The sequence below is a fragment of the Streptomyces venezuelae genome (genome assembly GCF_008642375.1).
GTDB lineage: Bacteria > Actinomycetota > Actinomycetes > Streptomycetales > Streptomycetaceae > Streptomyces > Streptomyces venezuelae_G.
In genome coordinates, this window is sequence record NZ_CP029194.1 from 1590149 (window position 1) to 1616487 (window position 26339).

Below are 26339 nucleotides of genomic sequence, written 5' to 3' on the forward strand. Positions count from 1 at the left end.
GGGACGGTTCCTTCACGGCAGTTCCTTGAGACCGAGGTCGGCCAGCAGGTCGCGGGCCAGGGTCAGTTCGGCGGCGATGCCCTCCGCGAGCCGGGCCCTGGTGCGGGGGCGCCGGTCGGGCGGCAGGGCCTGCCAGGTGTAGGTCTCGACCTCCAGGTGCCGGGTGAGCGGGCGGGATCCGCCGACGAGGAGGGCGAGGGTCTCCTGGAGGACGGGAAGCGTGGAGGTGAGAGGAGGCGCGGGCGGGGCATGGAGGGGGACGTGGAAGTGGGCGCGCCAGGGCGTCGCGTCGGGAAGGCCGGCGCCTGGGCCGGGGGCGTGACCGTCCTCGGGGGCGGCGAGGGCTTCGGGAAGGTCGTCGGTTCCCCGCAGGCCGGCAGCCGTCCTCGTACGGGTCTGGTGGAGGAAGCGGGGCTCGGCGAAGGCGCCGAGCGCGGCCCTGACCTCGGGGAGGTGCGGGTGCTCGGCATGGAGCGCGGCGGAGAGCTGCGCCTTGGGGACGGTGATGCCGGCGGTGGTGAGCGCGTCGAGGGCGGTGCGCGGATCTTCGAAGGAGGTCGCGAGGTGGCAGGTGTCGAGACAGACGCCGATGCGGTGGCGCGGCACGTCGGTGAGCGCGGTGACGGCGTCGGCGACCGTTTCGACGGTGCAGCCGGGTTCCGGTTCGAGGCCGATCCGGATGCTTCGTCCGGTGAGCTCCTCGAGTGCGTCGAGGCGTGCGGCGAGTGTGGTCAGGGCGGCGCGGGCGGTGGCGGCGGCCCGGGCGTCGAAGGGGGTGCGCCAGGCGAGGGGCAGGGTGGAGACGGAGCCCTCGCCGGCGTCCTCGGGGAGGAGCGCGGCGAGGAGGCGGGCGAGATCGGTGGTGTGAGCGAGGCGTTCGGGGCGGGTCCAGTCGGGCCGGTACACCCGGTGTTTGACCTCGTCGGCGCCGAACCCCTCGTAGGGGAAGCCGTTCAGGGTGACCACTTCGAGGCCGCGGCGGTCGAGTTCGGTGCGCAGGGCGCGGAGCGACGCGGGGTCGGTGGTCAGGGAGTGGGCGGCGTCGCGGGCGAGCCAGAGGCCGATGCCGATCCGGTCGCGGCCGAGGAGGCGGCGAACGGGCTCGCAGTGGTCGCGGAGCTGGGCGAGGACGCCGTCGAGGGTCTCCGCCGGGTGGACGTTCGTGCAGTACGCGAGGTGGACGGTGGATCCGTCGGGATGCCGGAAGCGCATGCGGGGTGCCTCATTCCCCGCCGCGGAGAAGGGAGTTGCCCTCGTGCAGGTCCTGCGGGGTGGGGAGGTCGAGCCGGAGGCGCCCGCTGAGTCCGTAGAAGGCGACGGGGTTGCGCCACAGGACCCGGTCGACGTCGTCGTCCGTGAATCCGGCGGCGAGCATGGCGTCCCCGACCGCGCGGGTCTTGAGGGGGTCGCTCCTCCCCCAGTCGGCTGCCGAGTTCACGAGGACGCGGGTGGTCCCGTGGTTCCTGAGGATCGTGACCATCCGGTCGACGTCCATCTTCGTGTCGGGGTAGACGGAGAAGCCGAGCCAGGCGCCGCTGTCGTCGGCCTCCTTGACGGTGGTCTCGTTGAGGTGGTCGAGGAGCACACGGTCGGGGGCGAGCGCGGATTCGCGGACGACGTCGATCGTGCGGCGCAGGCCGGTGAGCTTGTCCCGGTGGGGTGTGTGGACGAGGGCGGGCAGGCCGTGGTCGGCGGCCAGCTGGAGCTGGGCGGCGAGGGCGGTGTCCTCGGCCGGGGTCAGGGAGTCGTAGCCGATCTCGCCGACGGCGACGACGCCGTCCTTGGCGAGGTAGCGGGGCAGGGCGTCGAGGACGGGGGTGCAGCGGGGGTCGTTGGCCTCCTTGGGGTTGAGGGCGAGCGCGCAGTGGTGGGCGATGCCGTACTGGGCGGCGCGGAAGGGTTCCCAGCCGAGAAGCGAGTCGAAGTAGTCGAGGAAGGAGGCGGGCGAGGTCCGGGGCTGGCCGAGCCAGAAGGAGGGTTCGACGAGAGCGCGGATTCCGGCGTCGTACATCGCCTGGTAGTCGTCCGTGGTGCGCGAGGTCATGTGGATGTGGGGGTCGAAGACGCGCATCAGGACTCCTCGACGGGTGCGGTGGCGTTGGCGGTGAGGGCGAGGACGCGGGGCAGCTCGGCGGGGACGGGGCGGCTCGCGGCGGTGAGCTCGGCGACGTGGTCGGCGAGCATCCGGGCCAGCTCGGTGTCCCCGGCGGAACGCTCGGCGAGGCCGGCGACGGCGGTGACGGGGACGCCCGTGAAGAGGCACTTCAGCAGGGCGTGACGCCAGGCGTGGGGGGTGAGGTGGGTGGCGGCGTAGGGGCCGAGGGCTGCGGCGATGAGGGTGGTGTCGTGGGTGCGCAGGGCGTCCTCGACGAGGGGGACGGCCTCGGGGCCGGGGACGAGGGAGGGCAGCGCCAGGAGGACGGCGCGTCGCTCGGCGGCGGCGCCGTGGTGGTACAGGCGGGTGAGGGTGGCGGGGTCGGCGGCGGCCGTCCGGAGGAGGAGGGTGCGGGCGGAGTCCGCGTGAGTGGGACCGCAGTGGCGTCCGGCGGTGACGAAGTGCGACTCCCAGTCGGGGGTGCGGGCGGCGGCGTCGGTGAGGGCCGATTCCAGCCAGGTGCGGGCGGTGCCGGTCAGCATGCCGGGGCCTCCTGCCGCAGGAAGGAGAGGGAGGTGCGGGCGAGTTCGGGGCCGGCGTGGGAGTGCCGGGGCAGTTCGACGACGGTGAGTCCGGCATAGCCGGCGGCGGTGAGGTCGGCGAGAGCGGCGAGGACGGGTGGGAAGTCGATCTCTCCATCGCCGAACGGCAGGTGTTCGTGGACACCGCGGCGCATGTCCTCGATCTGGACGTGGTGCACCCAGGGGGCGGCGGCCCGTACGCAGTCGGCGGGAGGGAGGGGTTCGAGGCACTGGCAGTGGCCGATGTCGAGGGTGAGGCCCAGGACGGAGGGTGCGGGTGCTCCGAGGAGTCCGCGCAGGTGGTGGAAGTCGTCGAGGGTGGCGAGGAGGTGACCCGGTTCGGGTTCGACGGCGAGGGGGACGCGGGCGGCGTCCGCGGCTTCCAGGACGGGGCTGAGGGAGGAGGTGAGCCGCTTCCAGGCCTCGTCGGGCGCGGTGTCCGCGCGGACGGTACCGCTGAAGCAGTGCACGGCGTGCGCGCCGAGGTCGGCCGCGACCCTGACGGCCCGGAGCAGCAGCCGGGTGCGGGCGGCCCGGTCCTCGGGGTCCGGGTCGAGCAACGACGGGCCGTGCTTGCGGCGCGGGTCGAGGACGTAGCGGGCGCCGGTCTCGACGGTGACACCGAGTCCGAGGGAGGCCAGCCGACGGCCGACCCGGGCGGTGCGGGCGGCCAGGCCGGGCGCCAGCGGGTCGAGGTGCATGTGGTCGAGGGTCAGGCCCACGCCGTCGTAGCCGAGGTCGGCGAGGAGGCCGAGGGCCTCGTCGAGCCTCAGGTCGGTCAGGCCGTTGGTGCCGTAGCCGAGCCTGAGGCCGGGTGCGGGGGCGGGTGCGGGGCCTGGCCCGGGGTGGGGGGCGGTGGTCATGTGGGGCTCACCTTCCGGGCGAGGGCGCGGGCGAGCGGGACGAGGCCGAGCAGCCCGAGCGCCGTGCCGGTGGCTCCGGCGCGGGCGGCCAGCGCCGCCTGGAGCGGGATCGTCGCCCGTATCCCGCCACCGACGGCCCGCTCGGTGAGCGCCGCGGAGGGGTTGAGGGCGGCGTGGAGGAGGAGCGTGGCGGGCGTGCGGGCGTAGGCCAGGGCGAGGAGGGGGCCGAGGCGGGGGCCGAGGCGGGGACGGCCGCTGGAGTGAGGGCGGCCGGGGTGGGTCCTGGGGTGGGTGCCGGGGATCGGGAAGGGGAGGGTGGGGCGGGGGCGGGGGGCGGGGGCCCGGGAGGTGGGGAGTGCGGGGTGCGGGCCGTCAGCGTGCCGGCGACCGTCAGGGTCACGGCGAGGGCCGCGAGGGGGGTGCGGGTCGAGCCGCCGTGTGTCTCGTGGCGGGAGACGGCGGTGACGGCGTAGGTGTGGGCGCCGAGGAGGGCGGCGGAGGGGAGTGAGCGGAAGGCGCGGCGCGGTGTGGGGGTGGTGGCCGTGGCGCCGAGGAGGAGGTCGAGGGCGCGGGCGGTCGCCATGGTGGCGGGGCCTGCCGGGGTGTGTTTGAGGCCGAGGTCGTAGGCCCAGACGGTGGTGGCGAGGGCGGTGGCGACCGCCAGGGCCGGGCGGCCGGCGCGGGAGGCGAGGCCGAGGCCGGTCGCCGTCATGGCGGCCGAGGCGGCGAGGGCGGCTGTGGGGGTGATGCGGCCGGAGGGCAGGGGGCGGTGCGGGCGTTCGGCGGCGTCCTCGTCGCGGTCGGCCCAGTCGTTGAGGGCCATGCCCGCCTCGTACAGGCAGAGGGATGCGCCGATCGCCCAGAGTGTGCCGCGTCCGGGGCGGGTTCCTGCGGTGGCCGCTCCTGCCAGGGCGTCGCCGGGGACGGAGGCCAGGGCCGAGACGCGGAGCAGTTCCGCCCAGGCGCGTGCGCGGCCGGTGATGACGGTGGTGCCGGTCGGGGTCATTGCCGGTCCCCGGGGGCCGGCTGTTCGGCGGGAGTCGGGGCTTCGGTGCGCGCCGGCTGTTCGGCGGGAGTCGGGGCTTCGGCGGGTGGTGGGGTGGTGGGGTCGGGTGGGGTGCGCAGGGTTCGGGCGAAGGCGATGAGGCGGGTGTACTGGGCCGCCAGGGAGGCGGGTGGGGCGCCTTCTGGGTCCTTGAAGTAGAAGGCGAGGTCGTCGAGGGGGCCGGTGACGCCCTTCTCGTGGGCGCGGGCGGTGAGGCGGGCGAGGTCCAGGACGAGGGGGGCGGCGAGGGCGGAGTCGCAGCCCTGCCAGAGGGTCTGGAGGATCATGCGGGTGCCGAGGAAGCCGTCGAAGGCGATGTGGTCCCAGGCGGTCTTCCACTCCCCCAGGGCGGGGACGTCGTCGATGTGGACCTGTCCTTCGACGGTGGCGCCGAGGGTGTCGGTGAGGACGCGTTCCTTGCCGGCGTTCTTGGCCGCGGCTGCTGCCGGATCGGCGAGGGCGGCTCCGTCGCCGCCGCCGAGGAGGTTGCTGCCGGACCAGGCGCGTACGGTCAGGGCGCGCTGGAGGAACATCGGGGCGAGGACGGCCCGGAGGAGTGTCTGTCCGGTTTTTCCGTCGCGGCCGGCGTGGGGCAGTCCGCCGGCCGCGAGCGGTGCGGCGAGAGCGGGATGGCGGATTCCGGTGGATGGCGTGAAGTTGACGTACGGGCAGCCGGCGCGGAGTGCTGCGGCGGCGTAGAGGGAGCTGGGTGGGAGCCCGACGCCCCCCGACGCCGGCTCCGTGGAGGCCACATTGACGACCACGACGCGGTCCAGGCCAATGCGTTCCCGGAAGTCCGTCAGGTCGGTGGTGAAGGCGGTGACGAGTTGTTCGTCGGTGCGGGTGTCGCCCGGGAGGGGGCCGCCGGGGCGGATTTCGCGGTCGGCGGCTTCGAGCTCGCGGCTGACGGCGTCGGCGAGTCCGTACGGGAGGACTCCGGCGGTGGTGAGCTGTTCGGCTCGTTTGGGGAGGGGGCAGTCGGTGGTGTCGTGTCCGCCGAAGACGAGTGTGGCGAGGGGTGGGAGGCCGGTGTCCGCGAGGTCGGGTGTCTCGGTGGCCATGCCGGTGGGTGGGTGGAGTCCTGCGACGAGGGCGGCGCAGCCGGCCACGGTGGTGGTGGCGACGGATCCTCTCGCGCCGATGAGCCAGATTCCCGTGCGGTGTCCGGTGGGCATGTCGACGGCCTCCCTGCTCGTCCTGCGGGGGTGAAAGCGGGGTGATCTGTGTGGGGGACGGTGGGCGGGGTGCGGTGGCGCCCGCCCACCGTCGTTCGGGGGGTGGTCAGGGGGTTGTCAGGAGGAGAGCTCCCTGATCTGGATGTTGCGGAAGGCTGCCTGGTCTCCGGCGCCGTGGTTCTGGAGGCCGATGTGGCCGGTGGTGAGGGAGCGGGCGGGGTCGGTGTTGGTGAAGTCGTTGATCTTGACGCCGTTGAGGAAGACCTGAAGGCGTTCGCCCTGGACGCGGATTTCGTAGGTGTTCCATTGGCCGGGTGGGCGGAGTACCTGGTCGCGGGCGGTGATGTTGGCTGTTTTGAAGCCGTAGACGGCTCCGGTGGTGCGGTCGGCGGTGTCGGTGGCGTCGATCTGGATCTCGTAGCCGTTGTTCACGGCGGACCAGGGGTCGTCGCTGGCGGGGAAGCCGACGAAGATGCCGGAGTTGTCGTCGCCGGTGAGTTTCCAGTCGAGGGTGAGGGAGTAGGAGCGGAACTCCTTGGCCTGGTACCAGAGGAGGCCCATGCCGCCGGTGGTGCGGAGTTCGCCGTCGGTGACGTCGAAGGCGCCGGGTCCGGCCTGCTTCCAGCCTTCGGTGGTTTCGCCGTTGAAGAGGCTGCGGCTTCCGGTCCGGGGTCGGCAGTCGGCCTTGATCTGGCCGGTGGCGTACTGGAGTCCGCCCAGGAGGTGCTGCCGGAAGGCGGGTTCGGTGTACGACTCCTTGGTGTGGCCGCCGCCGGTGTAGAAGGAGCGGCCGCCGCCGTAGGTCTGGCACCAGGCGATGGGGTGGTCGCCCTTCATGGTGCCGCCCTGGTAGGTGGTTTCGTCGAGGGTGGCGAGGATGCGGGCCTGGCCGCGGGGGTTGGTGCGGTAGTTGTACCACTCGTCGGTGCGCTGCCAGGGGCCGTCGAGGTGGGCGGTGGCGGGGTGGGTGTGGTCTTCGGTGCGGATGGTGGCGGGCTGGATCTGGGGGTGGGACTGGAAGTGGGCTCCGACGAGGCCGCCGTAGAAGGTCCAGTCGTATTCGGTGTCGGCTGCGGCGTGGATGCCGAGGTAGCCGCCGCCGTTGGAGATGTAGTTCTCGAAGGCGGTCTGCTGGTCGGTGTCGAGGACGTCGCCTGTGGTGGAGAGGAAGGCGACGGCGTCGTAGCGGGCGAGGTTGTTGGTGGTGAACTGGCGTGGTTCTTCGGTGGTGTCGATGGTGATGTTGTTGGCGGCGCCGAGTTCCTTGAGGGCGGTGATGCCGGTGGGGATGGAGTCGTGGCGGAAGCCGGCGGTCTTGGAGAAGACGAGGACGCGGCGGGTGGTGCGGTCGACGGGGGTGCTGGAGAGGGTGAAGTCGTCGAGGTCGTAGAGGGCGCCGGTGCCTCCCTTGAAGACGAGGTGGAGTGGGGTGGTCTTGCGGGGTACGGCGCGGAGGGGTACGTCGATGTTCTGGAAGGTCTCCCAGCTGCCGGTGACGGGGACGGGGGCGGAGCCGAGGAGGGGGCCGGTGGGTGAGCCGGTGCGGACTTCGAGGTAGCCGCCGGCTCCGCCGGAGGAGACGCGGGCGGTCAGTTTGGTGGCGCCGGTGAGGTTGTAGGGGGTGAAGGCGATCCAGTCGCCGTTGTCGATGTCGCCGACGGTGCGGCCGCCGTTGGCCTGGGTCTTGTCGTAGGTGCGGATGCCGTTCTGGCTGTCGAAGTGTTCGGCCTGGCGGTGGCGGGGCTGGAGTTTGGCCTGGTCGCGGCCGGTGAGGGCGGCTTGTCCGCCGCCGCCTGCGTCGGTGTACTCGGCGGTGAATACGGCGAAGATGTTGGCGTCGTCGTCGTGGCCGCCGTCGGCGGAGGTCTTGATGGTGCCGGTGCAGCCGTTGGCCGAGGTGACGGGGTGGCCGTGACTGTCGTGGCCGAGGACGTAGGTGACCTTGATCTTGGCGCAGTCGATGGGGCCGTTGGTGGTGTCTTCGGGGTCGGTGACGGTCACCTTGAAGGGGATTTCGTCGCCGAAGGCGAAGAGGGCTCCTTCTGCGGGGAGTTGGAGGTCGACCTTGGGTGCGGTGTTGCCGACGACGATGTGGGCGGAGGCGGATCCGGTGCGGCCGGTGGTGTCGTGGGCTGTGACGGTGGCGGTGTAGGTGCCGTTCTTGCGGTAGGTGTGGGTGGGGTTGGCTGTGGTTGCGGTGGTGCCGTCGCCGAAGTCCCAGGTGTAGGTGAGGGGGTCGCCGTCGGCGTCGGTGGTTCCGGCGGAGGAGAAGGCGACCTTGAGGGGTGCTGTGCCCGAGGTCTTGTTGGCGGTCGCTTCGGCGACGGGTGAGCGGCCTCCGGTGGCGTTCTCGATGCGGTAGAGGCCGGAGTTGTCGTCGCCGCCGAACCAGGCTGTGCCGTAGTCGAGGACATAGAGGGCTCCGTCGGGTCCGAAGGCCATGTCCATGATCTGGGTGCCGGTCCAGGGCACGGGGTTGATGGACTGGACGGTGCCGTCGGTGTTCTGGTCGATGCGTTTGATCCAGCGGCGGCCGAACTCGCCTGCGAAGAAGTCTCCGTCGTAGGTCTCGGGGAATTTCACCGGGGAGGTGTTGGCGGGGTCGTAGTGGTAGACGGGGCCGCCCATGGGTGATTCGGAGCCGGTGCCGAACTCGGGTACGGAGCCGCCGTTGTAGGGGATCCAGGCGGGTTCGGCGGGGGGCAGGTCGACGAGGCCGGTGTTGTGCGGGGAGTCGTTCTTGAGGGCGGCGCAGTCGTAGGTGGCGCCGGAGGTGCCGGTGGCGAAGTCGTAGTCGACGTACGGTTCGTTGTCGCCGGTGCAGAAGGGCCAGCCGAAGTTGCCGGGCTTGGTGACGCGGGCGAACTCGACTTGTCCGGCGGGGCCTCGGGCGGGGTCGGCGGCGCCGGCGTCGGGGCCGTAGTCGCCGACGTAGAGGATGCCGGTGGTCTTGTCGACGCTGAAGCGGAAGGGGTTGCGGAAGCCCATGGCGTAGATCTCGGGCCTGGTCTTCTCGGTGCCTGGGGCGAAGAGGTTTCCGGCGGGGACGGTGTAGGTGCCGTCGTCGGCGACCTTGATGCGGAGGATCTTGCCGCGGAGGTCGTTGGTGTTGCCGGAGGTGCGGCGGGCGTCGAACGCGGGGTTGCGGCGGGGGCGTTCGTCGATGGGGGTGAAGCCGTCGGAGGCGAAGGGGTTGGAGTCGTCGCCGGTCGACAGGTAGAGGTTGCCCTGGGCGTCGAAGTCGATGTCGCCGCCGACGTGGCAGCAGATGCCGCGGGTGGCGGGGATGTCGATGACCTTCTTCTCGCTGGTGTTGTCGAGGGTGAGGTCGGGTTTCAGGGTGAAGCGGGAGAGGCGGTTGACGCCGTCGTACGGGGCGAGTTCGGCGGGTGTGCCGTCGTTGGGGGCGTCGCCGGTGGGGGTGGTGAGGGGCGGGGCGTAGTAGAGGTAGATGGCGCGGTTGGTGGCGAAGTCCGGGTCGAGGCCGATGCCTTGGAGGCCTTCTTCGTCGTGGGAGTAGACGGGGACGGTGCCGATGACGGTGGTGTTGCCGGCGGCGTCGGTGCGGCGGAGTTCGCCGTTGCGGGAGGTGTGGAGGACGCTGCGGTCGGGGAGTACGGCGAGGGACATGGGTTCGCCGACTTCGGGGGCGCCTTTGGCGAGGGTGACCTGCTGGAATTCCTCGGCGGCGGTGGAGGAACTGGCGGCGGGGGTGGAGGCCGGTGCCGTCGGTGTACGGGGGTCGGTGTCGGCGGCGTGGCCGGTGGGGGCGCCGAGGGTGAGGCCGGCGAGGGCGAGGAGGCCGCTGGTGAGCAGGGCCAGGGGTTTGGTGGTGCGCGTCTTTCCGGCGAGCGGGGTCCTGGTGCGGGGGCGTTGTCGGTGCACGAGTGTCCTCCGGGAGGGGGCCGGTCGTACGGGGTGGAGTGGGGTGACGTGGAGTGGGGTGACGTGGTGAGGGGGGTGCTGTTCGGTTCGGTCAGTCGCCGCTGCCGAAGGCCGCGTCGAAGGAGGCGGCCGGCGGGTCGAAGTCGTACCGCTTGAGGTGGGTGAGTGCTTCGGGGGCGCCGGTGAGGCGGTCCATGCCGGCGTCCTCCCATTCGACCGAGACGGGTCCGGCGTAGCCGATCGACCGGAGCATGCGGAAGACGTCCTCCCAGGGCACGTCGCCGTGTCCTGCGGAGACGAAGTCCCAGCCGCGCCGGGGGTCGCCCCAGGGGAGGTGGGAGCCGAGGCGTCCGTTGCGGCCGTCGAGTCGTTTGCGGGCTTCCTTGCAGTCGACGTGGTAGATCCGGTCGCGGAAGTCCCAGAGGAAGCCGACGGGGTCGAGGTCCTGCCACACGAAGTGGCTGGGGTCGAAGTTGAGGCCGAAGGCGGGGCGTCGGTCGACGGCTTCGAGGGCTCGTTGGGTGGTCCAGTAGTCGTAGGCGATCTCGCTGGGGTGGACTTCGTGGGCGAAGCGCACGCCTTCGGCGTCGAAGACGTCGAGTATGGGGTTCCAGCGCTCGGCGAAGTCCTCGTAGCCGCGGTCGATCATGTGCGGGGGTACGGGTGGGAACATCGCCACGAGGTGCCAGATGGAGGAGCCGGTGAAGCCGATGACGGTGTCGACGCCGAGGGCGGCGGCGGCTCGTGCGGTGTCGGCGAGTTCGCGTGCCGCGCGCTGTCGTACGCCTTCGGCTTCGCCGTCGCCCCAGATGCGGGCGGGGACGATCGCCTGGTGGCGTTCGTCGATCGGGTGGTCGCAGACGGCCTGTCCCACCAGGTGGTTGGAGATGGCCCAGCACTTCAGTCCGTATGTGTCGAGCAGTTCGCGTCTGCCTTTGACGTAGGCGGGGTCGGCGAGGGCTTTGTCGACTTCGAAGTGGTCGCCCCAGCAGGCCAGTTCGAGGCCGTCGTAGCCGAAGTCGCGGGCGAGCCGGCAGACCTCTTCCAGGGGCAGGTCGGCCCATTGGCCGGTGAAGAGGGTGAAGGGTCGGGGCACGGTCGGGTACCTCCTAGCGCGGTGCGGGGGTGGGCGGGGGTGTGGGTACGGGGGTGTAGACGGCGTTGTTCCGTGCGCTGTCCTCGACGGCGGCCAGGACGCGCTGGACCTGGAGGCCGTCGGCGAAGGAGGGTGCGGGGGCGGTGCCGTCGGCGATGGCGAGGACCAGGTCGCGGGCCTGGTGGGCGAAGGTGTGCTCGTAGCCGAGTCCGTGTCCGGGTGGCCACCAGCCCTCCAGGTACGGGTGGTCGGGTTCGGTCACGAGGATGCGGCGGAAGCCGGCGGTGGCGGCGGGCTCGGTGTGGTCGTGGAAGGAGAGTTCGTTGAGCCGCTCGAGGTCGAAGGCGAGGGAGCCGTTCTCGCCGTTGAGTTCCAGGCGGAGTGCGTTCTTGCGGCCGGCGGCCATGCGGGTGGCTTCGAAGGAGGCGAGTGCCCCGGAGGCGAGGCGGCCGGTGAAGAGGGCGGCGTCGTCGACGGTGACGGGGCCGTACGTCTCCGAGCCTGCTCCCCCGGCGAGGCCGCCGGCTGCGGCGCCCGCGAGGAGGGGCCGTTTGCGGACGAAGGTCTCGGTGAGCGCCGAGACTCCGACGAGTGGTTCTCCCGCGAGGTACTGGGCGAGGTCGACGGCGTGGGCGCCGAGGTCGCCGAGGGCGCCGGAGCCGGCGTGTTCGCGTTCCAGGCGCCAGGACAGGGGGAAGGCGCGGTCGACGAGCCAGTCCTGGAGGTAGGTGACGCGGATGTGCCGGAGTTCGCCGAGGCGTCCTTCGGCGATGAGTGTGTGTGCGTACGAGAGTGCGGGGACGCGGCGGTAGTTGAAGCCGACCATGGCGATCTGGCCGCGGGTGGCGGCGGTTTCGGCGGCTGCTGCCATCGCTTCGGCCTCGGCGACGGAGTTGGCGAGGGGTTTTTCGCAGAGGACGTGTTTGCCGGCTTCGAGGGCGGCGACGGCGATCTCCGCATGGCTGTCGCCCGGGGTGCAGATGTCGACGAGCTGGACGTCGTCGCGGGCGATCAGGGCGCGCCAGTCGGTTTCGGCGGCGGCCCAGCCGTGGCGGCGGGCGGCGGCCCTGACGGCGTCGGGGTCGCGTCCGGCGACGGCGGCGAGGACGGGGCGCAGGGGCAGGTCGAAGGCGCGTCCGGCGGTGCGCCAGCCCTGTGAGTGGGCGGCGCCCATGAAGGCGTAGCCGACCATGCCGATGCCGAGGGCGGGTGGTGCGGTGCCGCTCTCCGTCGTGTCCATGCGGTTCCTCCGTTTCGTGGTGCGGCGGTGTGCCGCTCCCGCGGGGTGGGCTCGGGGTGTCCGGCGGGTCGGGCCGGTCAGCTGAAGCCGGTGGGCAGGTATTCGTCGACGTTGTCCTTGGTGACGACGGCCGAGTAGAGGGTGATGGAGGCGGGGATCTCGAGTTCGGCCATGCCGCCGATGCCCTTCTTCTGGGCGAGGGCGCGGGCGAGGTCGATGGCGGAGGCGGCCATGGTGGGCGGGTAGAGGACGGTGGCCTTGAGGACGCCGTCGTCGGCTTTGATGGCGTCCATGGCGGACTTGGCTCCGGCGCCGCCGACCATGAGGAAGTCCTTGCGGCCGGCCTGGGCGATGGCGCGGAGCGCGCCGACGCCCTGGTCGTCGTCGTGGTTCCAGAGGGCGTCGAACTTCGGTTGCGCCTGGAGGAGTTGGGCCATCTTGGCTTGGCCGGACTCGACGGTGAAGTCGGCGGCCTGGCGGGCGACCTTGCGGATGTTGGGGTAGTTCTTGAGGGCGTCGTCGAAGCCTTGGGTGCGTTGTCTGGTGAGTTCCAGGCTGTCCATGCCGGCGAGTTCGATCACGGTGGCGTTCGGCTTGTCCTTGAGCTGTTCGCCGATGAACCGGCCGGCGTTGAGGCCCATGCCGTAGTTGTCGCCGCCGATCCAGCAGCGGTAGGCCTGCGGGGAGGCGAAGACGCGGTCGAGGTTGACGACGGGGATGCCGGCGTTCATGGCCTGGAGGCCGACCTGGGTGAGGGCCTTGCCGTCGGCGGGGAGGATGACGAGGACGTCGACCTTCTTGTTGATGAGGGTCTGGACCTGGCCGATCTGGGCGGCGGTCTCGTTGGAGCCTTCGGTGATCTCGAGGGTGACGTCGGCGTACTTCTTGGCGCGCTGCTGGGCGTTGTCGTTGATGGCGTTGAGCCAGCCATGGTCGGCCTGGGGGCCGGCGAAGCCGATGGTGACGGGGGTGCCGGGCTTGTCGTCGGTGCCGGGGGCGGGGGCGGAGCCTGCGGCGGGGGTCTGGTTCTTGGGTTCGTTGCTCGTGCAGGCGGTGAGGAGGGCTCCGGCGGAGACGGCCGCTCCGCCGAGGAGGAGGTGTCTGCGGCTGGTTTCGGGCATGGCGGTGGATCCCTTCTGGAGGGCGGGTTGCGCGAGGGGGATGGAGTGAGTGCGCGTGGGGAGGTGGGGGGCCGGGCGGGGAGGTGGAGTGCGGGGGGCGAGGTGGAAGTGGGTGCCGGGTGGGGGTCAGGTGTCGCTGTCGCGGGCCGAGCGGCGTTGGACGAGGACGGCGGCGACGATGATGGCGCCCTTGGCGATCTGCTGGACGTCGCTCTGCAGGTTGTTCAGGGCGAAGATGTTGGTGATGGTGGTGAAGACGAGGACGCCGAGGACGGAGCCGACGATGGTGCCGCGGCCGCCGCTGAGGAGGGTGCCGCCGATGATGGCGGCGGCGATGGCGTCGAGCTCGTACAGGTTGCCGTTGGTGTTCTGGCCGGAGCCTGCGAGAACGATCAGCAGGAACGCGGCGATGCCGCAGCACAGTCCGGAGAGCACGTAGAGGAGGAGGCGCTGGCGGCGGACGTCGATGCCGGCGAGGCGGGCGGCCTCCGGGTTGCCGCCGACGGCGACGGTGCGGCGGCCGAAGGTGGTGCGGTTGAGGAGCAGCCAGCCGGCGGCGGTGACGGCGGCGAAGACGAGGACGAGCGGCGGGATGCCGAGGACGTAGGCGTCGGGGACGCCGAGGTCGAGGACGGCGTCGACGGTGACGATCTGGGTGCGGCCGTCGGTGATCTGGAGGGCGAGGCCGCGGGCCGAGGCGAGCATGGCCAGGGTGGCGATGAAGGGGACCATTCCGCCGTACGCGATGAGGACGCCGTTCACGAGTCCGCAGCCGACTCCGACGGCGACGGCCGTGAAGAGGATGCCGGCGAAGCCGAACTCCTGGGTGGCGAGGGTGGTGGCCCAGACGGAGGCGAGGGCGACGATCGCGCCGACGGACAGGTCGATGCCGCCGCTCGTGATGACGAAGGTCATGCCGACGGTGACGACGCCGATGACGGAGGCCTGGGTCAGGACGAGTTGGAGGTTGGAGGTGGCGAGGAACTCGGCGGGCCGGGTGAGGCCGCCGACGGTCACCAGGACGGCGAGGACGCCGAGCAGGGACAGGTTGCGGACGTCGGCCCTGATGCCGAGTGCCCGCCAACGGCTGTCCTCGGCCGGGGCCTTGGCCGGGGTGGTGAGGGTCATGCGGTCGGGCTCCCTTCCATCACGAGGTCGAGTACGCGGTGTTCGTCGAGGTCGCAGGCGGGTGCCGTGTGGACGACGCGGCCTTCGCGGAGGACCAGGACGCGGTCGGCGAGGCCGAGGACCTCGGGGACCTCGCTGGAGACGAGGAGGACGGCGAGGCCTTCGTCGGCGAGGCGGCGGATGACGGCGTAGAGCTCGGCGCGGGCGCCGACGTCGACACCGCGGGTGGGTTCGTCGAGGAGGAGGACGCGGCAGCCTCGGAGCAGCCAGCGGGCGAGGACGGCTTTCTGCTGGTTGCCGCCGGAGAGGGTGCGGACGGGGGCCGCGGGCCGGTCGGGGCGGAGGGAGAGGGTGCGGGTGGCGGCGCGGGCGGCGTGGCGTTCCGCGGCGCGGTCGAGCCAGCCTGCGCGGGAGAAGCGGGCGAGGGTGGAGACGGAGACGTTGCTGGTGACGGATTCGAGGAGGAGCAGGCCTTGGGCCTTGCGTTCCTCGGGTGCGAGGCCGAGTCCGGCGCGGACGGCGGCGGGGACGCTGCCGGGCCGCAGGGGCCGGCCGTCGACGAGGACGCGTCCCGCTGTGGGTCGCCGTGCTCCGTAGACGGTCTCCAGGATCTCGGAGCGGCCTGAGCCGACGAGGCCGGCGAGGCCGACGATCTCCCCGGGGCGGAGTTCCAGGTCGATGGCCTCGAACTCGCCGTGTCTGGTGAGGCCTTGGACCTGGAGGACAGGTGGGGTGGTGGGTGGGTGCGCGGGTCGGTCGGGGAAGACGTACGGGAGGTCCCTGCCGGTCATGAGGGCGACGACGTCGCGGGTGGGGGTGGTGGCGGGCAGTCCGCGGGCGACGGCCCGGCCGTCCTTGAGGACGGTGACGCGGTCGCCGATGCGGCGGATCTCCTCCAGGCGGTGGGAGATGTAGACGACGGCGACGCCGGCGGCGGTGAGGTCGGCGACGATGCGGAAGAGGTTGGCGACCTCGTCGGGGTCGAGGGCGGCGGAGGGTTCGTCCATGACGATGAGGCGGACGTCGTGGGAGAGGGCGCGGGCCATCGAGACGATCTGCCTTTGGGCGGCGGAGAGTTCGCGGACGTGGCGGGCCGGGTCGATCTCGGGGTGGCCGAGGCGGGTGAGGAGGGCGGTGGTGGCGGTGCGTGCGGTGCGGCTCTTGACGAAGCCGGCGGTGGCGGGTTCGTGGCCGAGGTGGATGTTCTCGGCGACGGTGAGGCCTTCGACGAGGTCGAGTTCCTGGTAGATGGTGGCGATGCCGAGGCGGACGGCGGCGCTGGGGGTGCGGAGCCGGACGGGTTCGCCGTTCCAGGTGATGCGGCCGGCGTCGGGCTGGTGGGCGCCGGCGAGGACCTTGATGAGGGTGGATTTGCCGGCGCCGTTCTGGCCGAGGAGGCAGTGGACCTCGCCGGGGGTGACTTCCAGGTCGACGCCGTCGAGGGCGCGGACGCCGGGGAAGGACTTGGTGATGCCGGACATGGTGAGCAGGGGTGGTTGTTGTGGGGGCGCCGTGTGTTGTTGGGGCGCGGTGTGTTCTTGGGGCATGGCGGAGGTCCCCTCGGCGGGTGCGGGTGGCGCCTGGGCGAGTGGGGGCTGAGGTGGGTGGGGGCTGCGGTGCGTGGGGGCTGCGGTGCGTGGGGGCTGAGGTGGGTGGGCGGGTGCGGCTCGGTGGGTGGTTTGTGCCCGCCCTCCCCCAGAGCTTCGCCTGGGAGGTACCCCCAGCCCTTGCGGAACGTATGCCTACACACCACCCAGCGACTGCGCCGGCGAGCTACGGCTGCCGGTTACGGCGGGAGAGTGGTGGTCGCTCTACGCCGGGGAGAAGAGGTGGTCGCTGATGAGGCGGGCCGCGCCGGTCACTCCGGCGGTCTGGCCGAGCTCTCCGAGGACGATGGGGAGGTTGTTGGTGGCCAGGGGCAGGGACTGCCGGTAGACCTGGGTGCGGACACTGGCGAGGAGGTTGTGACCGAGGCCGGTGACGCCGCCGCCGATCACCACCAGACCGGGGTTGAAGAAGCTGACGAGTCCGGCGATGACCTGCCCGACCCGGTTGCCGCCCTCGCGGATGAGGGCGAGTGAGGCGGCGTCGCCGGCGGCGGCGGCCGCGGCGACGTCGACCGCGGTGAGCCGGCCGGCCGCCGTGAGGCGGGCCGCGAGCTCCTCCGACCTGCCGCCGCGCGCCGCGTCCTCGGCGTCGCGGGCCAGGGCGGCGCCGCTGAAGTGGGCTTCCAGGCAGCCCGTGTTGCCGCAGGCGCAGGGGCGGCCGTCGGGGTCGACCTGGATGTGGCCGATGTCGCCGGCGCTGCCCGTCGTACCGCGGTAGACCTCGCCGCCGACGACGATGCCGCAGCCGATGCCGGTGCCGATCTTGATGCAGAGGAAGTCGCCGACGGAGCGGGCGACGCCCGCGTGCTGTTCCCCCATGGCCATGAGGTTCACGTCGTTGTCGACCATGACGGGGCAGCCGAGTTCCTGGCTGAGGGCCTCCCTGACGGGGAAGCCGTCCCAGCCGGGCATGATCGGCGGGGCGACCGGGATGCCTTCGGGGAAGCGGACGGGTCCGGGGACGCCGATCCCGGCGCCGTCGAAGCCTTCGGCGAGGCCCGTGTCGCGGAGCTTCGCCGCCATCGACAGGGCCTGTTCGAAGACGGCGACGGGTCCGTCGCGGACGTCCATGGGGTGGTTGAGGTGTCCGAGCACCTCCAACTCGGCGTTGGTGACGGCGACATCGACGGAGGTGGCGCCGATGTCGATGCCGAGGAAGCGGAGTTCGGGTGCGAGGCGGATGTTGTGGGAGCGGCGGCCGCCCCGGGAGGCGGCGAGGCCGTCGGCGACGACGAGTCCGGTCTCCAGGAGGCGGTCGACCTCGACGGCGAGCTTGGATCGGGAGAGGTCGATCTGATCGCCCAGCTGGGCGCGGGAGTTGGGGCCTCCGTCGCGCAGCAGGCGGAGGAGTCGTGCCTGGTGCTTGTTGGCGGGTCGTGCCGTCATGCGTCTCACGCGCCCCTCCCTCTCGTCGCACGCTCTCCTTCGGGCTTTCGGCAGGAACGTAGCAGTGGGGTTCCGGGGTGGGAAGAAGTTGCGCAGGATTCCGGGCAGACTTTTTCCAGAGCGAGGACAAAGGGAGGGTGTGGCGGGAGGAAGGGGGTGTGGGGTTGTGGCTTCGGTGGTCAGTGGACCTCGACGAGGCGGGCCGAGACCACCACGTTGCCCTCGTAGCCGTTCTCCTGGGTGAAGGTGCCGCCGCAGGTGATGAGCCGCAGCTCGGGTAGACCGGAGTCGCCGTAGACCCGTTCGGCGGGGAAGCCTTCCTTGGGGACGACCTCGACCCCGTACACGGCGAAGACCGCGGTCCGGCCGTCGCGGCGGACGATCTCCACGCGGTGGCCCTTGCCGAGGGCGCCGAGGTCGTAGAAGACGGCCCGGCCGCTGGGGGTGTCGACATGGCCGACGACGACGGCTGTGCCGCGTTCGCCGGGGGTGACCGCGCCGGTGAACCAGCCGGTGAGGTGGTCGTCCTCGGGTGGTGGGGCCTCGATCCAGCCGTCCGCGTCGAGGCCGACCTCCGTGACGGGCGCGTCGACCCGGACGGCCGGGACGCGGACCCGGACGGGCGGGGAGGCCGGCAGCGGATCGGGTACGGAGTCGGGGGCGGCGGGTCCCGTGCCGGCGGCCAGGGTCCCGTCGGGGGCGGCGACGGCGAGGGGCTGCGGGGGGCCTTCGGCGCGGAGCTCCTCCGCGCCGCCGCGCACGAGGTGCACGCCGATCAGGAGGACGACGGCTATGACGCCCCAGGCGCCACGCGTCCCCGTTCGGTTCGACCCCTGCACCGCCGTACTTCTCCGTTTCCGCGTGAGGTGTTGGCGCCCCTCCGCCCCGGCCCTCGTCACGCCGGGGTGGAGGGGCAGTCTCGGGCCCCTGGCGGCGGCTGCCGTCAGAGGCTGCCGCCGGCGCCGCGGCGGCGGGTCAGGACGACGGCGGCGCCGAGCGCTCCGGCGATCAGCACGACACCCGTGACGAGTTCGGTGGCGCCGAGTCCTTCGTCGGCGGCACCGGCCTCGGAGCCGTACCCGGCCTTCACGCCCTTGTGGGCGCCGGGGGACGTGTCGGGTCCCTTGACGTTCCCCGTGTCGTGGGCCGGGCCGCCGGACGCGGCGATGGTGAGGCTCGCGGTGCCGCGCTCGCCCTTGCAGTCGAAGGTGATGTCGTAGCGGGCGCCGGCCTTGGCGTCGAAGTCGATCGTGGCGGTGCCCGAGCGGCCCTCGCTGAGGGTCACCGTGTCGAAGACGCCGGAGGTGACGGTCACGGACGGCACTTCGCAGCCGTCGGAGGTGAGGGTGACGGTGCCGCCGGGGGCGACCGTCGCGGGCGTCACGGAGAACCCGAACGATGTGATGTTCGGTTCGTTCTCCTCCGCCAGGGCCGTCGGCGCCGCCGCGAGCCCCAGGGCCGCGGCGCAGAGCAGGGCGGCGGACGCGGTACGTATCGCGCGCATGACGGTCCTCCCGATCACGCGAGGGTGCTGGGGCGGAGCGATTCCGCGCCCGGGTGCTGCACGACCCTCATCGCGATCGAAGCTAGGTGCGCCCCCGGCGCGCCGCCACCGGGCTCCGCCGAACGGGGCACGACCGTCCGCGCGGGGGCAGGGGTCCCGGGTACGGCCCCGGCTCGACGCCGGCACGGCCCCGGCCGGTCCACCGCTCGGCCCCGGCACGGGCCCCAGGCAGGGGCCGGGGCCGCGCGTTCCGCCTTACGGGACCCGGATGACCTGTCCCGCGTACGACAGGTTGCCGCCGAAGCCGAAGAGCAGCACCGGGGCGCCGGAGGGCAGTTCGCCGCGCTCGACGAGCTTGGCCAGGGCCAGCGGGATCGAGGCGGCGGAGGTGTTGCCGGAGTCGACGACGTCGCGGGCGACGATCGCGTTGACGGCGCCGATCTTCGCCGCGAGCGGTTCGATGATCCGCAGGTTGGCCTGGTGCAGGACCACGCCCGCGAGCTCCTCGGGGGCGATGCCGGAACGCTCGCAGGTCTTCCGGGCGAGTGCGGGGAGCTGCTGGGTGGCCCAGCGGTAGACGGACTGGCCCTCCTGGGCGAAGACCGGCGGGGTGCCCTCGATCCGGACGGCGTTGCCCATCTCGGGGACGGATCCCCACAGGACGGGGCCGATGCCGGGCGTGTCCCGGGCCTCGGCGTCGTCCACGGCCTCGACGATCGCGGCGCCCGCGCCGTCGCCGACGAGGACGCAGGTGGTGCGGTCCGTCCAGTCGCACACCTCGGTCATCTTGTCGGCGCCGATGACCAGGACGCGTCGGGCGCCCCCGGCCCGTACGGCGTGGTCGGCGGTGGCCAGGGCGTGGGTGAAGCCCGCGCAGACCACGTTCAGGTCCATGGTCGCGGGCGACGACTTCATGCCGAGGCGGGCGGCGACGCGGGCCGCCGTGTTGGGCGAGCGGTCGATCGCGGTGGAGGTGGCGACGAGGACGAGGTCGATGTCGTCCGGGGCGAGCCCGGCGGCGGCCAGGGCCTTGCCTGCGGCGTGGGCGGCGAGCTCGTCGACGGGCTCGTCGGGTCCGGCGACGTGCCGGGTGCGGATGCCGACCCGGCTGGTGATCCACGCGTCGTCGGTGTCGACCAGTTCCGCGAGGTCGTGGTTGGTGAGCACCTTCGCGGGCTGGTAGTGCCCAAGCGCGGCGATGCGAGTGCCCGTCATACCGGGACCCCCTCGGTGGTTCGTTCGTCCGGCAGGATCCCCCAGTCTTGCCAGCGACTGATGGGTAACAGGTGACGTAAACCACCAACATTCACCCGTACCGCTTGGCCGACCATGACAAGGGCCGAGGTGGGGCAGGGGCCCCCGGTGACGGAGAATGGCCCCGCCAGGGCCGTTTTCGTCGCGTTTTCGCGGCCGCACGGCCTTCCACGCGAGAGAATCGAGTGCGATCACGATGGGACGGGTCACCGAGCGGCGGCGTGTCATGCGGATCCGCGACGGGGCGGTGAACACGCGGCCCGACACCCTGGTGGCCGAGGAGCCGCTGGAGATCCGGCTGAACGGCCGGCCGATCGCCATCACCATGCGCACCCCTGGGGACGACTTCGCGCTGGCGGCGGGCTTCCTCGTGAGCGAGGGTGTCCTCGCGGCGGCCTCGGACGTCCGGAACATCGTGTACTGCGCCGGTGCGACGGACGACGGCCGGAACACGTACAACGTGGTGGACGTGCAGCTGGCGCCGGGCGTGGCCGTCCCGGACATCTCGCTGGAGCGGAACGTCTACACGACGTCCTCGTGCGGGCTGTGCGGGAAGGCCAGCCTGGACGCGGTGCGCACGACGGCGCGCTTCCCGATCGCCGACTCGCCTCCCGTACGGCTCGCGCCGGCGCTGCTGTCCGTGCTGCCGGAGCGGTTGCGGGCGGCGCAGCGGGTCTTCGACTCGACGGGCGGGCTGCACGCGGCGGCGCTGTTCACGGAGGACGGTGAGCTGCTCGACGTGCGGGAGGACGTGGGCCGGCACAACGCCGTGGACAAGCTGGTGGGGCGGGCGCTGCGGGAGGGGCTGCTGCCGTTGGAGCGGGCGGTGCTGCTGGTGTCGGGGCGGGCGTCGTTCGAGCTGGCGCAGAAGGCGGTGATGGCGGGGATCCCGGTGCTCGCGGCGGTGTCGGCGCCGTCCTCGCTCGCGGTGGACCTGGCCGCCGAGACGGGGCTGACGCTGGTCGGGTTCCTGCGGGGGCCGGACATGAACGTGTACGCGGGCGAGCACCGGATCGCCCTGTAGGGAGGGCCGTCAGTTCTTCGGCGGGTCGATCATCTGGAGGGCCAGGGTGGCCGGGGGCTTCGCGATGCCGGGGCCGCCGGCCTCGGTCCAGGCGAGGATGTCGTCGAGGCAGTCGTCGTCGAGGCTGAAGCCGATCCAGGCGGCGCGGCCGCCGCGCCTGCGGCCCTCGGTGGAGGGCTGGACGACGATGATGTTGGCCTGGGCGCAGGGGCCGAGGCAGTCGCTCGTACGGACGGCCAGTCGGCCGCCGGAGGCCGCGGCGGCCTCGCGGAGCCGGGCGAGCTGGGCGGCGTGGTCGGTGCCGGGGTTCTTGCGGGCGTCGCCGCAGCAGCAGCCTCGGCAGACGACCAGGGAGCAGGGGCGGGCCCCGTACCGTATCGGGACTGGTGTCACGCGGGGCCGTCCAGGGTGATCGCCGAGACCGGGGCGACGGTGCCGAGGCGCGGGAAGTCGAGCTCGACGGAGGCGCGGTGTTCGTCGGCGGTGAGGGCGGTCATGGCGTCCTCGGCGAAGACGAGGTCGTAGCCGAGGTCGCCGGCGGCGCGGGCGGTGGACTCGACGCCGAGGTTGGTGGCGATGCCGCCGAGGACGAGGGTCGTGGCGCCGGCTCCGCTGAGCAGTGCGTGGAGTCCCGTGTCGTGGAATCCGCCGATGGTGCGCTTGACGACGACATGGTCGCCGGCGTGGACGAGGTCGGGGACGAGCTCGCTGCCGGGCGGCTGGGTGGGGACGTTCGGCCGTTCGACGCGGATGTGGACGACGGGTGCTCCGGCGGCCCGGAAGGTGTCGGCGAGCCGGGCCGCGGCGGCGAGGACGTCGGTGCCGGGGCGCGGGGCGAGGGGCAGCGCGACGATGCGTTCCATCAGGTCGACGAGGACGAGCGCGGTGCGGCCGGGATCGAGTGAGGGCATGGGAGCACCGTAGCGGCCCGGATGATCATCGTGGTGCGGCTGGGGGTGTGATCCGGCCGACGGGGGCGGGGTGCGGGGCGGTGGTGGCCGGGAGCGGCTCCTGCGGGTCGTTCTCGTGCGGATCGTGCTCGTGAAGGTCGTGCTCCTGCGGGTCGTGCTCCTGCGGGTCGTGGGAGCGGCGCTTGGCGATGACGGCGCAGACCATCAGCTGCATCTGGTGGAAGAGCATCAGCGGGAGCACGGCGAGCGAGGCGTGTGCGCCGAAGAGGACGCTGGCCATGGGCAGGCCGGCCGCGAGGCTCTTCTTGGAGCCGGCGAACTGGATGGCGACGCGGTCGGCCCGGTCGAAGCCGAGCCGCTTCGCCCCGTACCAGGTCAGGGTCAGCATCGCGGCGAGCAGGACGGCCTCGACGGCGAGGAGCAGGCCGAGGCGGGCCGGGGTCACGAGCTGCCAGACGCCGGCGACCATGCCCTGGCTGAAGGCGGTGTAGACGACGAGGAGGATCGAGCCGCGGTCGACGCGGCCGAGGGTCTTCTTGTGGCGGACGAGGAATCCGCCCGCCCGTCGCCCACCGCCACCCTGCCTGAGGCGCTGCGCGCGGCTCCTCTTGTTCCCCCAGGTTCGCAGGAGCTGTCCGGCGAGGAAGGGCACGAGGAGCTGGAGGACGATCTTGAGGAGGGAGTCGGCGGAGAGGGCGCCGGTGCTGCCGCCGAGGAGGAGGGCCGCGAGGAGGGGGGTCAGGACGATGCCGGCGAGGGAGGAGAAGGAACCGGCGCAGATCGCGGCGGGGACGTTCCCGCGGGCGATGGAGGTGAAGGCGATGGAGGACTGGATGGTGGAGGGCACGAGGCAGAGGAAGAGCAGTCCGCCGTAGAGCTGCGGGGTGAGCACGGTGGGTACGAGGCCCCGCGCGGCGAGTCCGAGGAGCGGGAAGAGCAGGAAGGTGCAGGCGAGGACCGTGAGGTGGAGGCGCCAGTGCCGGAGGCCGTCGAGCGCCTCGCGGGTGGAGAGCCGGGCGCCGTAGAGGAAGAAGAGCAGCGCCACGGCTCCGGTGGACGCGCCCTCCGCGACGGTGGCGGCGGCCCCGGACGCGGGCAGCAGCGCGGCGAGGCCGACGGTGCCGAGCAGTGCCAGGACGAACGCGTCGACCGGGAGCCGGGACGGCAGGCGGGGCGCGGGGATGCGGAGGGGGGTGCGGCGGCTCATGGGCTTCAGCTCTGTGGAGTACGGGGTGCGCTTCCATCCTGGTCCAGCGGGTGGTGATCGGGAATCCCGTACAGCGCTCTGACTGTCATCGCGATCTGTGATGAGCGGGGTTACCGTCGTCCTGTGTACGAACCGACGCAGTTGCGCACGTTTCTCGCCGTGGCCCAGACGCTGAGCTTCACGCAGGCCGCGCGGCGGCTGGGGGTGCGGCAGTCGACGGTCAGCCAGCACGTCCGGCGCCTGGAGGAGGCGACGGGGCGGCCTCTCTTCTCGCGGGACACGCACAGTGTGGAGCTGACGGAGGACGGTGAGGCCATGCTCGGCTTCGCGCGCGCGATCCTCCAGGCGCACGAGCGAGCGGCGGCGTGGTTCGGCGGGACGCGGTTGCGGGGGCGGCTGCGGTTCGGGGCGTCGGAGGACTTCGTGACGACGCGGCTGCCGGAGATCCTGGAGTCCTTCCGGCGCGAGCACCCCGAGGTCGACCTGGAGCTGACGGTCGAACTGTCGGGGACGCTGCAGGCGCGGTTGGCAGCCGGCCGGCTGGATCTGATCCTGGCGAAGCGGCGCGGTGACGGGGGCGGGGGCCGCGAGGGGGGTGAGGGCGGCGAGGGGCGGCTCGTCTGGCAGGACTCGCTGATCTGGATCGGGGCGCCGGGGCTGCGGGTGGAGCCTGACCGGCCGGTGCCGCTCATCCTGTTCCCGCCGCCGGGCATCACGCGGGCGCGGGCGCTGGAGGCTTTGCAGGCGCAGGGCCGGGCGTGGCGGATCGCGTGTACGAGCTCCAGTCTGAGCGCGAACGTCGCGGCGGCTCGGGCGGGGCTGGGGGTGATGGCGCACACGCGGGGCCTGGTGCCGGAGGGGCTCGTCCCGGTGCCGGCCCGGGCGGGGCTTCCGGAGCTGGGCGAGGTCGGTTTCGTACTGCTGCGGGGGCGGCGGGGCGGGGCGACGCAGGAGGCGGCGGACGCGCTGGCGGAGGCGATCCTGGCGGGCGGCGACCGCCTGCACCGGCCACGCTGATCCGGGGCGCGGGACGGGCCGTTGCACGGGTCCCGACCGGGCCGGGGGAAGGGTCGCGGGAGCCCGTACGGACCGGCCACGTCGCGTTCGTACCGGCCGCTCGTGAGCAGGGGGTACAGATTCCGTGGAGATTCGCGCGGGGTGGACGTACCGGTCGGTCTGCAACACACCCGCCGTACGCCCCACTTGGTCTCCCCACCCATGCTGACCTGTGGGAACGCGGATTGTCCCGGCTTGGTGAAGGCCCTCCCGCCGGGCAGGCGGGTGGGGTACCGTCACCCGCGCCGTACGGAGCGCGACAGCGGTCCCTTTCAGCCAACCCGACCCTGATCCGCCGGACAGGCCCTAGGGAGGAGCAGGCCAGTGCGCGAGTTCACCGTGCCGCCCGTCGCGGCGGCGCCTCAGGTCGGCGGTCTGGCGGACGCCGTGTTCGAGCACGCCCTCGCCGACCCGGACCGGGTCGCGTTCGGCCGCAAGGGCCGGGACGGGGAGTGGCGGGACGTGACGGCGGCGCGGTTCCGGGACGAGGTCCTCGGTCTCGCGAAGGGGCTGATCGCGCAGGGGGTGCGGTTCGGCGACCGGGTCGCGATCATGTCCCGTACGCGGTACGAGTGGACGCTCTTCGACTTCGCGTTGTGGACGCTGGGCGCGCAGCCCGTGCCGATCTATCCGACGTCCTCCGCCGACCAGGTCTTCTGGATGCTGCACGACGCCGAGGTCACGGCGTGTGTGGTGGAGCACGAGGACCATGCGATGACGATCGGGTCGGTGATCGACCGGCTCCCCCGGCTCCAGCGTCTGTGGCAGCTGGACGCGGGTGCGGGGGCCGTGGCCGAGCTGACGGCGGCGGGCGTGGAGATCGACGAGGACGTCGTGCAGCGGCACCGGCGGGCGGTGACGCCCGAGTCGGTGGCCACGGTCATCTACACCTCGGGGACGACGGGCAGACCGAAGGGCTGTGTGATCACCCACGCGAACTTCATGTTCGAGTCGGACATGCTGACGGGCCGCTGGGACCCGGTCTTCCGGTCCCGGCCCGGGGAGCAGGCGTCGACCCTGCTGTTCCTGCCGCTGGCGCACGTCTTCGGGCGGATGGTGGAGGTGGCGGCGGTCCGGGCGGGGGTGAAGCTGGGGCACCAGCCGGTGATGGCGGCCGCGGAGCTGCTGCCGGACCTGGCGGCGTTCCGGCCGAGTTTCGTCCTGGCCGTCCCGTACGTCTTCGAGAAGGTCTTCCACGCGGCCCGGCGCAGGGCGGAGCGCGACGGGCGGGCGGCGCCCTTCGACAAGGCGGTGGAGGTGGCGGTCGCGCACGCGGAGGCGCTGGAGCACAAGGCGTTCGGCACGGGCCCGGGGCCGTCCGCCGCGCTGCGGGTGCAGCACCAGTTCTTCGAGAGGACGGTGTACGGGAAGGTCCGTGCCGCGCTGGGCGGGCGGATGCGGCACGCGATGTCGGGCGGTTCGGCGATGGACCGCCGGCTGGGCCTGTTCTTCGCGGGCGCCGGGATCACGGTCTTCGAGGGGTACGGGCTGACCGAGTCGTCGGCCGCGGCCACCGCGAATCCGCCGGAGCGGACGCGGTACGGCACGGTGGGGCAGCCGGTGCCGGGGACGACGGTGCACATCGCGGAGGACGGTGAGGTGTGGCTGCACGGCGGGCAGGTGTTCTCGGGCTATCTCAACGATCCGCGGTCGACTGCCGCCGTCCTCAACGACGGCTGGCTCGCGACGGGTGATCTGGGGTCGCTCGACGAGGACGGCTATCTGACGATCACGGGGCGGAAGAAGGACATCCTGGTGACCTCGGGCGGCAAGAGCGTCGCGCCGTCGGGTCTGGAGGAGCGGGTGCGGGCGCATCCGCTGATCGCGCAGTGCATCGTCGTGGGCAACGACCGGCCGTACATCGCCGCATTGGTGACGATCGATCAGGAGGCGGTGGAGCACTGGCTCGCGATGCAGGGGCGGCCGCCCCTGTCGCCGGCCGAGCTGGTGCGCGATCCGTCGCTGGAGACGGAGATCCGGCGGGGTGTGGTGGCGGCCAACACGCTGGTGTCGCAGGCGGAGTCGATCCGTACGTTCCGGATCCTGGCGCATCCGTTCAGCGAGGAGCACGGGCTGCTGACTCCTTCGCTGAAGCTGAAGCGGAAGGCGATCGAGCGGGCGTACGCGGCGGAGGTCGAGGCGCTGTACGGGTGACGGGGGC

At 72.5% G+C, this 26339-nt stretch carries 22 protein-coding genes; 3 read left to right on the forward strand and 19 right to left on the reverse strand.

The window, feature by feature from the left end; genetic code table 11:
• Window positions 1–12 precede the first annotated feature (12 nt).
• The 16 genes from eboE to DEJ46_RS07140 all read right to left on the reverse strand — a co-directional run bounded on the left by eboE (window position 13) and on the right by DEJ46_RS07140 (window position 19941).
• Entirely contained in the window at window positions 13–1212 is a 1200-nt protein-coding gene (gene eboE / locus DEJ46_RS07065; RefSeq protein WP_150264690.1) for a metabolite traffic protein EboE, read from the reverse strand.
• Between the two features lie 10 nt (window positions 1213–1222).
• Window positions 1223–2071 (reverse strand): TatD family hydrolase, encoded by an 849-nt coding sequence (locus tag DEJ46_RS07070; RefSeq protein ID WP_150264691.1) that lies wholly within the window; start codon window positions 2069–2071, stop codon window positions 1223–1225.
• Window positions 2071–2637, reverse strand: a complete 567-nt coding sequence (locus tag DEJ46_RS07075; protein ID WP_150264692.1) for an EboA domain-containing protein — start codon at window positions 2635–2637, stop codon at window positions 2071–2073. The genes DEJ46_RS07070 and DEJ46_RS07075 overlap by 1 nt, the downstream gene beginning before the upstream one ends.
• Window positions 2631–3539 (reverse strand): sugar phosphate isomerase/epimerase family protein, encoded by a 909-nt coding sequence (locus DEJ46_RS07080; RefSeq protein ID WP_150264693.1) that lies wholly within the window; start codon window positions 3537–3539, stop codon window positions 2631–2633. Before DEJ46_RS07080 ends, DEJ46_RS07075 begins: the two co-directional genes overlap by 7 nt.
• 7 nt (window positions 3540–3546) lie before the next feature.
• Window positions 3547–4545, reverse strand: coding sequence for an SCO3242 family prenyltransferase (locus tag DEJ46_RS07085; protein WP_411757726.1), 999 nt, complete (start codon window positions 4543–4545; stop codon window positions 3547–3549).
• Window positions 4542–5759, reverse strand: a complete 1218-nt coding sequence (locus tag DEJ46_RS07090; RefSeq protein WP_223834548.1) for an inositol-3-phosphate synthase — start codon at window positions 5757–5759, stop codon at window positions 4542–4544. Before DEJ46_RS07090 ends, DEJ46_RS07085 begins: the two co-directional genes overlap by 4 nt.
• Window positions 5760–5876: 117 nt before the next feature.
• A complete protein-coding gene (locus tag DEJ46_RS07095; protein WP_150264694.1) occupies window positions 5877–9644 on the reverse strand; it encodes a ThuA domain-containing protein in 3768 nt (1255 codons plus the stop codon).
• 91 nt (window positions 9645–9735) lie between these two features.
• On the reverse strand, window positions 9736–10740 hold the full coding sequence (locus tag DEJ46_RS07100; protein ID WP_150264695.1) for a sugar phosphate isomerase/epimerase family protein: 1005 nt from the start codon (window positions 10738–10740) through the stop codon (window positions 9736–9738).
• Window positions 10741–10753: 13 nt separating this feature from the next.
• Complete coding sequence (locus DEJ46_RS07105; protein ID WP_150264696.1) at window positions 10754–11980, reverse strand: Gfo/Idh/MocA family protein; 1227 nt, start codon at window positions 11978–11980, stop codon at window positions 10754–10756.
• 77 nt (window positions 11981–12057) lie between these two features.
• On the reverse strand, window positions 12058–13101 hold the full coding sequence (locus DEJ46_RS07110; protein WP_150264697.1) for a substrate-binding domain-containing protein: 1044 nt from the start codon (window positions 13099–13101) through the stop codon (window positions 12058–12060).
• Window positions 13102–13227: 126 nt separating this feature from the next.
• Window positions 13228–14229 carry an ABC transporter permease gene (locus tag DEJ46_RS07115; protein ID WP_150264698.1) on the reverse strand — a complete coding sequence of 334 codons (1002 nt, stop codon included), beginning with the start codon at window positions 14227–14229 and terminating at the stop codon, window positions 13228–13230.
• Window positions 14226–15710 carry a sugar ABC transporter ATP-binding protein gene (locus tag DEJ46_RS07120; RefSeq protein WP_190622481.1) on the reverse strand — a complete coding sequence of 495 codons (1485 nt, stop codon included), beginning with the start codon at window positions 15708–15710 and terminating at the stop codon, window positions 14226–14228. Before DEJ46_RS07120 ends, DEJ46_RS07115 begins: the two co-directional genes overlap by 4 nt.
• Before the next feature lie 330 nt (window positions 15711–16040).
• Window positions 16041–17222 carry an ROK family transcriptional regulator gene (locus DEJ46_RS07125; protein ID WP_150264700.1) on the reverse strand — a complete coding sequence of 394 codons (1182 nt, stop codon included), beginning with the start codon at window positions 17220–17222 and terminating at the stop codon, window positions 16041–16043.
• 179 nt (window positions 17223–17401) lie between these two features.
• The gene (locus DEJ46_RS07130; protein WP_150264701.1) at window positions 17402–18061 is read right to left on the reverse strand and encodes a class F sortase; all 660 of its coding nucleotides are present in this window, start codon (window positions 18059–18061) and stop codon (window positions 17402–17404) included.
• 104 nt (window positions 18062–18165) lie between these two features.
• Window positions 18166–18726, reverse strand: coding sequence for a hypothetical protein (locus tag DEJ46_RS07135; protein WP_150264702.1), 561 nt, complete (start codon window positions 18724–18726; stop codon window positions 18166–18168).
• Between the two features lie 255 nt (window positions 18727–18981).
• Window positions 18982–19941, reverse strand: a complete 960-nt coding sequence (locus tag DEJ46_RS07140) for a beta-ketoacyl-ACP synthase III (protein WP_150264703.1) — start codon at window positions 19939–19941, stop codon at window positions 18982–18984.
• A 235-nt stretch (window positions 19942–20176) separates the two neighbouring features.
• Here DEJ46_RS07140 and fdhD point away from each other — a divergent pair, with 235 nt between their 5' ends.
• Window positions 20177–21004, forward strand: coding sequence for a formate dehydrogenase accessory sulfurtransferase FdhD (fdhD, locus tag DEJ46_RS07145; protein ID WP_150264704.1), 828 nt, complete (start codon window positions 20177–20179; stop codon window positions 21002–21004).
• 9 nt (window positions 21005–21013) lie between these two features.
• On the opposite strand, the gene DEJ46_RS07150 is transcribed toward fdhD, so the two are convergent.
• The 3 genes from DEJ46_RS07150 to DEJ46_RS07160 are packed head-to-tail and all read right to left on the reverse strand — an operon-like array spanning window position 21014 to window position 23122.
• A complete protein-coding gene (locus tag DEJ46_RS07150) occupies window positions 21014–21397 on the reverse strand; it encodes a (2Fe-2S) ferredoxin domain-containing protein (protein ID WP_150264705.1) in 384 nt (127 codons plus the stop codon).
• Complete coding sequence (locus DEJ46_RS07155; RefSeq protein WP_150264706.1) at window positions 21394–21915, reverse strand: isochorismatase family protein; 522 nt, start codon at window positions 21913–21915, stop codon at window positions 21394–21396. Before DEJ46_RS07155 ends, DEJ46_RS07150 begins: the two co-directional genes overlap by 4 nt.
• Window positions 21916–21940: 25 nt before the next feature.
• A complete protein-coding gene (locus DEJ46_RS07160) occupies window positions 21941–23122 on the reverse strand; it encodes a bile acid:sodium symporter family protein (RefSeq protein ID WP_223834549.1) in 1182 nt (393 codons plus the stop codon).
• Between the two features lie 123 nt (window positions 23123–23245).
• Between DEJ46_RS07160 and DEJ46_RS07165 the strand changes: the two genes are divergently transcribed.
• Together DEJ46_RS07165 and DEJ46_RS07170 are read left to right on the forward strand one after the other, a co-directional pair.
• Window positions 23246–24139 (forward strand): LysR substrate-binding domain-containing protein, encoded by an 894-nt coding sequence (locus DEJ46_RS07165; RefSeq protein ID WP_150264707.1) that lies wholly within the window; start codon window positions 23246–23248, stop codon window positions 24137–24139.
• 363 nt (window positions 24140–24502) lie between these two features.
• Complete coding sequence (locus DEJ46_RS07170) at window positions 24503–26332, forward strand: AMP-dependent synthetase/ligase (RefSeq protein ID WP_150264708.1); 1830 nt, start codon at window positions 24503–24505, stop codon at window positions 26330–26332.
• Window positions 26333–26339 lie beyond the last annotated feature (7 nt).